This is a genomic window from Halotalea alkalilenta DSM 17697, assembly GCF_000621205.1.
Taxonomy (GTDB): domain Bacteria; phylum Pseudomonadota; class Gammaproteobacteria; order Pseudomonadales; family Halomonadaceae; genus Halotalea; species Halotalea alkalilenta.
Genome location: NZ_KK211230.1, coordinates 245,973 through 252,825, shown reverse-complemented (window position 1 = coordinate 252,825; position 6,853 = coordinate 245,973). Strand labels below are relative to the sequence as shown.

General features: G+C 68.7%; 6 protein-coding genes. 2 read left to right on the top strand and 4 right to left on the bottom strand.

The window, feature by feature from the left end; genetic code table 11:
• The 3 genes from Q376_RS23155 to Q376_RS0116620 all read right to left on the bottom strand — a co-directional run.
• A partial coding sequence (locus tag Q376_RS23155; RefSeq protein ID WP_043448336.1) for an ABC transporter ATP-binding protein occupies positions 1–716 on the bottom strand: 716 nt, incomplete at its 3' end.
• 88 nt (positions 717–804) lie between these two features.
• The gene (locus Q376_RS0116625; protein WP_027351265.1) at positions 805–2,112 is read right to left on the bottom strand and encodes an NAD(P)/FAD-dependent oxidoreductase; all 1,308 of its coding nucleotides are present in this window, start codon (positions 2,110–2,112) and stop codon (positions 805–807) included.
• 193 nt (positions 2,113–2,305) lie between these two features.
• Entirely contained in the window at positions 2,306–3,214 is a 909-nt protein-coding gene (locus Q376_RS0116620; protein ID WP_027351264.1) for a LysR family transcriptional regulator, read from the bottom strand.
• 161 nt (positions 3,215–3,375) lie between these two features.
• On the opposite strand from Q376_RS0116620, the gene aptA reads away from it, so the two are divergent.
• Both aptA and Q376_RS0116610 read left to right on the top strand, forming a co-directional pair.
• Complete coding sequence (aptA, locus tag Q376_RS0116615) at positions 3,376–4,746, top strand: omega-aminotransferase AptA (RefSeq protein WP_027351263.1); 1,371 nt, start codon at positions 3,376–3,378, stop codon at positions 4,744–4,746.
• Positions 4,739–5,629, top strand: a complete 891-nt coding sequence (locus Q376_RS0116610; protein ID WP_211266697.1) for a DMT family transporter — start codon at positions 4,739–4,741, stop codon at positions 5,627–5,629. Before aptA ends, Q376_RS0116610 begins: the two co-directional genes overlap by 8 nt.
• On the opposite strand, the gene Q376_RS0116605 is transcribed toward Q376_RS0116610, so the two are convergent.
• Positions 5,626–6,798 carry a serine hydrolase domain-containing protein gene (locus Q376_RS0116605; RefSeq protein WP_027351261.1) on the bottom strand — a complete coding sequence of 391 codons (1,173 nt, stop codon included), beginning with the start codon at positions 6,796–6,798 and terminating at the stop codon, positions 5,626–5,628. The genes Q376_RS0116610 and Q376_RS0116605 overlap by 4 nt on opposite strands.
• Positions 6,799–6,853 lie beyond the last annotated feature (55 nt).

The window sequence follows — 6,853 nt, the reverse complement described above, 5'->3', positions numbered from 1 at the left end:
TGGATCTTGCCACCGTCGAGCAGCGCGATGCGGTCGGACATCACCATCGCCTCCTCCTGGTCGTGGGTGACGAAGACGAAGGTCATGCCGAGGCGCTGCTGCAGCCGCTTGAGCTCGACCTGGAGATCGCCACGCAGCCCGGCGTCGAGCGCCGAGAGCGGCTCGTCGAGCAGCAGCACGTCGGGCTCGTTGACCAGCGCGCGGGCCAGTGCGATGCGCTGGCGCTGGCCACCGGAGAGCTGGTGGATGCGCCGCTCGAGCAGCGCATCGAGCTTCATCAGCGTGGCGATCTCATCGACCCGGCGGTCGCGCTCGGCGGCCTTGATCCCGCGCATCCTGAGCCCGAAGGCGATGTTGTCGCGCACCGAGAGGTGCGGGAACAGCGCGTAGGACTGGAACACGGTGTTGACGCTGCGCCTGTGCGGCGGGGTATCGGTGACCTCGCGCCCGCCGATCTCGACGGTGCCATCATCGGCGACGTCGAGCCCGGCGAGGATCCTCAGCAGCGTGGTCTTGCCGCAGCCCGAGGGGCCGAGCAGGGTGAAGAACTCACCGGCCTCGATCTTGAGATCGACGCCGTCGAGGGCGATGGCGTCGTTACCGAAGCGCTTCGACAGCCCCTTGAGGGTGATCGACGAAGCCTCGCGGGTCGCCGCCCGGGCCTGCGCTTGCCGCTCGAGCCCCGCGGAGGAAGAGGACGCGGTCTTGGCTGTCATGTCAGCACCTCCAGATGTTCACGCAAGGTTGACCGCCATGTGGGCCAGCGGCTCGGGTATGTTTCGACGCATCGGCGGGTCGGTCGCCCTAGAGAAGATCGCGCAGTTTATAGAAAGTCGTCGCCAATGCCAGCAGCGGAGTGCGCAGACGCCGCCCGCCGGGGAAATCGCGGTGCTCAAGCCGTGCGAACAGGTCGAAGCGCTCGGCCTGCCCGGCGATCGCCTCGCCGATCAGCTGCCCGGCCAAACCGGCCAGCGCCATGCCGTGGCCGGAGTAGCCCTGGGCGAAATAGAGCTTGTCACCGTGACGGCCGAAGTGCGGCGCCCGATCGAGCGTGATCGCGACCTTCCCGCCCGAGCGATAGTCGATATCGAGCCCGGCGAGCGCGGGGAACAGCCGTTTTATCCGCCGCTTGATCCGCAGATCGAGCGCGAACGGCTGCCGCCCGGTGTAGCTCACCTGGCCGCCGAACAGCAGCCTGCGGTCGGCGCAGAGCCGGTAGTAATCGAGCACGAAGCGCGCATCGGAGACCGCCGCGTCGCTTGGCAGCGAGGCGGCGACCTGGGCCTCGCTGAGCGGCGCGGTGGCGACGATGTAGTTGTCGACCGGCATCAGCTTGGCGTCGAGCTCAGGCACCAGTCCGCTGAAATAGGCGTTGGTGGCCTGGACCACGAACTCCGCTTCGACGATTCCGCGCCGCCCGGATACCCGCAGCCGCCCGCCTTCGCCGGCGTCGATCTCGGCGACCCGGTTGCCGGTGTGCAACGAGGCGCCTGCGCGCTGCGCGGCGCGGGCGAGGCCGAGGGTGTAGTCGAGCGGATGAAGATGGCCTGCGTCATGGTCGAATACCCCGCCGAGATACGCATCGGTCACCACATGGGCGCGAAGCTGGTCGCGATCGAGCCAGTCGAGACCGTGATAGTCGTAGCGGCTCGCCATGCGTTCGATCCAATCGCGCTGGTGGCGAACGTGGCGCGGCCTGTTGGCGGCGTGGACATACCCCTTGCGGTAGTCGCAGGGAATCGAATGGCGCTCGATCAGCCGCTCGGTCAGCGCCACCGCCTCGCGGCTCATCTCCCAGATGCGCCGCGCGGCGTCCGGACCGAGCTCGCCCTCGACCCGTTCGATGCCGGTGCCGAGCCCGGTGAGGATCTGGCCGCCGCTGCGCCCGGAAGCGCCGTGGCCGATCTCCTGTGCCTCGAGCAGGACCACGTCGAGGCCGCGCTCGGCGAGGTGCAGCGCCGTCGAGCAGCCGGTGATGCCGCCGCCGATCACACAGACGTCGGCACGACGAAAGCCCTCCAGCACCGGCGTCGGTGCCAGGGTCACCCTGCGGGTGTCGCTGTAGTAGGAGGAGACTTCGTCGTATGCCGATCGGGAAGGCCGCGAACGCATCTAAACTCCATCGGTGCCGGCCTGGGCCGGTACGTGGCTACGGTTCGTCCGAAAAATACCTGCGTTCAGGCCCACCGGGACGACAGTACCCGGTCATCCTTCGCTCATCGACTTTCCGGTCGAAACCTAGGTTCGATTGTCACTGGATTGTGTCGCCTGGCGGAGCAAAAAGCCATCGCCCTGCGCCAGCCAGTCAACTCGCCCTGAGGCCGCTGAGGAAACGCTCGAGCACCCTTCCCGGCTCCCGCCCCTTGCGGGTAGCGGCGACGAAGGAAGTATCGAAACCGGGGCTCAGATGCGCAAGCGATCGCAGCAGGCCTCGTGCGACCCAAGGCTCGGCCATGTGATCGGGGAGAAAACCGATGTAGCAGCCGGTAAGGATCAAGAATGCCACCCCTTCGCGGTCGGAAGCGCTGGCGGTAGCGTTGAGCCCGGCGTAGCGGGCGCGCACCTCGCCGCTCACCGCATAGCTCGGCGCCACCGCGTCGTAGGCCAGCAGGTCGCACTCCTGGCCGTGATCAGCGGCGAACAGCGGATGGGTCGAAGCGCAGTAGAGGTTGGAGCGCTCCTCGTAGAGACTCAGGTAGTCGAGCCCGCCGATCGGCGCGATCCAAGGCAGCACACCGACATCGAGGCGCCCGTCGAGCACGCCGAGCTCGACCTCGTTGGGCGGAATCATCGAGATGTTGATCCGCACCTCGGGACCGCTGCGCTTGAGCCGCGCCAGCGCCTCGGTGACCCGCATCTGCGGCATGCTGAGCAGATTGTCGGTGATGCCGATGTCGAGCTCACCGCGCAGCTGCGCATGCAGGTCGTTGACCCCGTCGCGAAAGGTGCCGAGCGCCGCGAACAGCTCGAGTGCGGCGCGATGCACCTCGCGCCCCTCTTCGGTGAGGGCGAAGCCGGAGCGCCCCCGGCGGCACAGGGTCAGCCCGATCCGCGCCTCGAGATCGCTCATATGCACGCTGATCGCCGAGCGTCCGATGCCGAGCGGTACCTCCGCGGCGGTGAAGCCGCCGCACTCCACGACGGTGGCGAAGACCCGCAGCAGGCGGATGTCGAAGTCGCTGATCCTGCCCAGCACATTCTTGCGTTCACTCATACACGCTCGTCGCGAGGCAACCCCCGCCCTCCCCCGATCATCGATAGTTGGCCGCCGGCTCACGCAAGGGTTGGCATTTAGCTATTGTCTCCCGCGGCCCCTGGAGCGAGGCTAACTGGCGTACGCGGGTTCGCCGCGTTTCGATTCCCGATGAGGCCCCCATGAGCACCCCCACCGCGCAGCCGCACGTCTCGCCCTCCACCTCGGCCCCCTCCGCGTCTTCCACCGCTGCGCTCGGCAGCGCCTACTGGATGCCGTTCACCGCCAACCGTGAGTTCCATGACCATCCTTACATGGTGCATGGCGCCGAGGGACGCTACCTGATCGACTCGCGCGGCCGCAAGCTGTTCGACTCGCTCTCCGGACTCTGGTGCTGCGGCGCCGGGCACAATCGCGAGACCATCCGCGCCGCGGTCGAGCGCCAGCTGCGTACCCTCGACTACGCGCCCGCGTTCCAGTTCGGTCACCCGCTGGCCTTCGAACTGGCGGAAAAAGTCGCCGCCTTGACCCCTGAGGGACTCGACCACGTATTCTTCACCGGCTCCGGTTCCGAGAGCGCGGACACCGCGCTGAAGATGGCGCGCGCCTACTGGCGGCTCAAGGGCCGCCCGGAGAAGACCCGGCTGATCGGCCGCGCCAAGGGCTACCACGGAGTCAACCTCGGCGGCACCAGCGTCGGCGGTATCGGCGGCAACCGCAAGCTCTACGGCACGATGCTGGACGTAAGCCACCTGCCCCACACCCAAACGCCCGGCGCCGAGTTCAGCCGCGGCCAGCCGGAACGAGGCGCCGAACTCGCCGATGCCCTGCTCGACCAGATCGCACTGCATGATGCCTCGAACATCGCCGCGGTGATCGTCGAGCCGCTCTCAGGCTCGGCCGGCGTGATCGTACCGCCCAAGGGCTATCTCCAGCGGCTTCGCAAGATCTGCGACGATCACCAGATCCTGTTGATCTTCGACGAAGTGATCACCGGCTTCGGCCGCATGGGTCGCGCCTTCGGCGCCGATGCCTTCGGCGTGGTGCCGGACATCATGACGCTGGCCAAGCAGATCACCAACGGCGCGGTACCGATGGGCGCGGTGGTCGCCAGCCGCGACATCTATGCCACCTTCATGAATGCCGACCTGCCGCGAAACGCGGTGGAATTCACCCACGGCTACACCTACTCGGCCCATCCGGTCGCCTGCGCCGCGGCCCTGGCCACCCTCGAGCTTTTCGACCGCGAGCGCTTCCCCGACCAGGCCGCCGCACTGGCGCCCGCGTTCGAGGAGAAGATCCATGCGCTGCGCGGCAGCGGTCCGGTGGTCGATATCCGCAACTACGGCCTGACCGGCGCGATCCAGCTCGCCCCGCGCGACAATGACCCGAGCCTGCGCCCGCGCGACACCTCGCGCGCGCTGTGGGAGGCCGGCTTCCACGTCCGCTTCGGCGGCGACTGCCTCCAGTTCGGGCCGTGCTTCTCCACCACCGAAACCGAACTCGATCGCCTGTTCGATGCCGTCGGCGAGGTCTTGACCAAGCTTGACTGAGCCTCGGAGCAGCGATCGACTCGCCCACCTGCAGCTGCACATCGCCGCAGCGCTGTTCGGCCTTTCCGCGCTGATCGGCGCGGCGCTTTCGCTGTCCCCGACGCTGATCGTGCTCGGCCGCGGCGCCTTCGCGCTGCTCGCGCTATGGCTGCTGTGCCCGCTGCTCGGCAGCCGGCCGTGGCGCGAGGTGGGCGCCGCCACCGCCGGCTGGCTGCTGCTCGGCGGCGCGCTGCTGACGATCCACTGGCTGACCTTCTTTCTCGCCGTGCAGCTCGGCGGCGTGGCGCTCGGCACCCTCGGCTTCGCCTGCTTCCCGGCCTTCACCACGGTGTTCGAATGGCTGCTGCTGCGCAGCCGCCCGAGCCGGCGCGCGCTCTATGCGCTCGGTATGGTGAGCCTCGGCCTGGTACTGGTCACCCCGAACCTGGAGCTCGGCGACCAGGCACTCGCCGGACTGCTCTGGGGAGTCTGCTCGGGTGCGCTCTATGCGCTGCTGGCGATCCTCAACCGCGCTACCTCGGCAAGGGTCGCACCGCTGGTGGCGAGCTGGTGGCAATGCCTGACGATCACCCTGCTGCTCGCCCCTTTCGCGCTGCTCGAAGAGCGCCTGCCGACCGCGGTCGAATGGGGCCTGCTGGCGCTGCTCGGGATCGGCTGCACCGCGCTGGCCTATACCCTGTTCGTCCAGGCGCTGGGCAAGGTGCGCGCGAGCGCCGCTGCGGTGGTGATCGCGCTGGAGCCGGTCTACGCGATCGCCGCCGCCTGGCTGCTGCTCGGCGAGATCCCGGCCACGCGCACCCTGGCCGGGGGTGCCTTGATCCTGCTCGCGGTGGTCATCAGCGCACGCGCTGAACCTCAGCGCAGCGCCCGCGCCTCATCCTAAGCGCCGTAGACCGCATCGCGCAGCTCATCGACGAAACGGCCGCCCATCCCCTCGTAGAGGGTGTTGGTCAGGCCGATCACACTGAGCCGCTGCGCCGGGTCGACGAACCAGCTGTGCCCATAGACGCCGCCCCACCGCCAGCTGCCCCGGGTGGCGGGAGAGCCAGCGGCGCGCGGATCGCGCAGCAGCGCGAAGCCGAGCCCGAACCCCCAGCCCGGCATCCCCTCGAGCTCGAGCCCCTCGGTCTGGTCGCGCGCCATCTCGGCGACCAGCGCCGCCGGCAGCAGCTCACCACCGCCCTGACGCAGGGTCTCGAGCAGCCGCAGCAGGTCCGGCGCGCTACCGACCATGCCGGCACCGCCGGAAGGATAGGCCTGGGAGGACAACGCCCGCGACGGTGAGAAACGCACACCGCCGCCCTCGGGCGTCCCCACCCATTCACCGTCGGCCAGCCGGCGCGGTTCGGGCTGCGCATTGACGTAGGGCGTGACCAAACGCTCGGGATCGACCACGCGGAAAGCGGTGTCGTCCATGCCCAGCGGCTCGGTGACCAAGGCCCGCATCGCGGCATCGAGCGGGGCGTCGACGACCCGCTCGATCAGTGCGCCGAGCACGTCGATGGCGAGCGAATAGCGCCAGCTACGGCCCGGCGGATAGGCAAGCGGCACCGAGGCGATCCGGCGCAGGTTCTCGGCGAGATCGAAGTCCACCAGTTCGAGCCCGTCGCTGACCCCAGCGCGGGCATAGGGCCCGTCGTCATTTTGCTCGTGGAAGCGATAGCTCAGCCCGGCGGTATGGCTGAGCAGCTGGCGGGGAGTGATCACCGCCGCCTCGCCGCCGGCGAGGCGGGGATCGAACTCGGGCAGCCAGCGCGAGATAGGCTCGTCCAGCGCCAGCCGCCCTTCGGCGACCAGCCGCATCGCCGCGGTGCTGACGATGGGCTTGGTCACCGAGGCCAGGCGAAAGAGGCTGCGCTGCTCGACGGCGACCCCAGCCTCGCGGTCGGCGAGTCCGAAGGCGCGAGCGAAGCGGCATTCGCCATCGACGGCGACCAGGACCACCCCACCGACCAGACGACGCTGGTCGAGCGCCGAAGCGATCACCGGATCGAGTCGCCGGGCGAGCGCAAAGGCAGAGAGATTGGGGACAGAGCGATCGGCACGGGACACGGCAAGCTCCTTTCAAAGGATGGAGGGCAGAGGATGGATGGAACGTCCACCATAG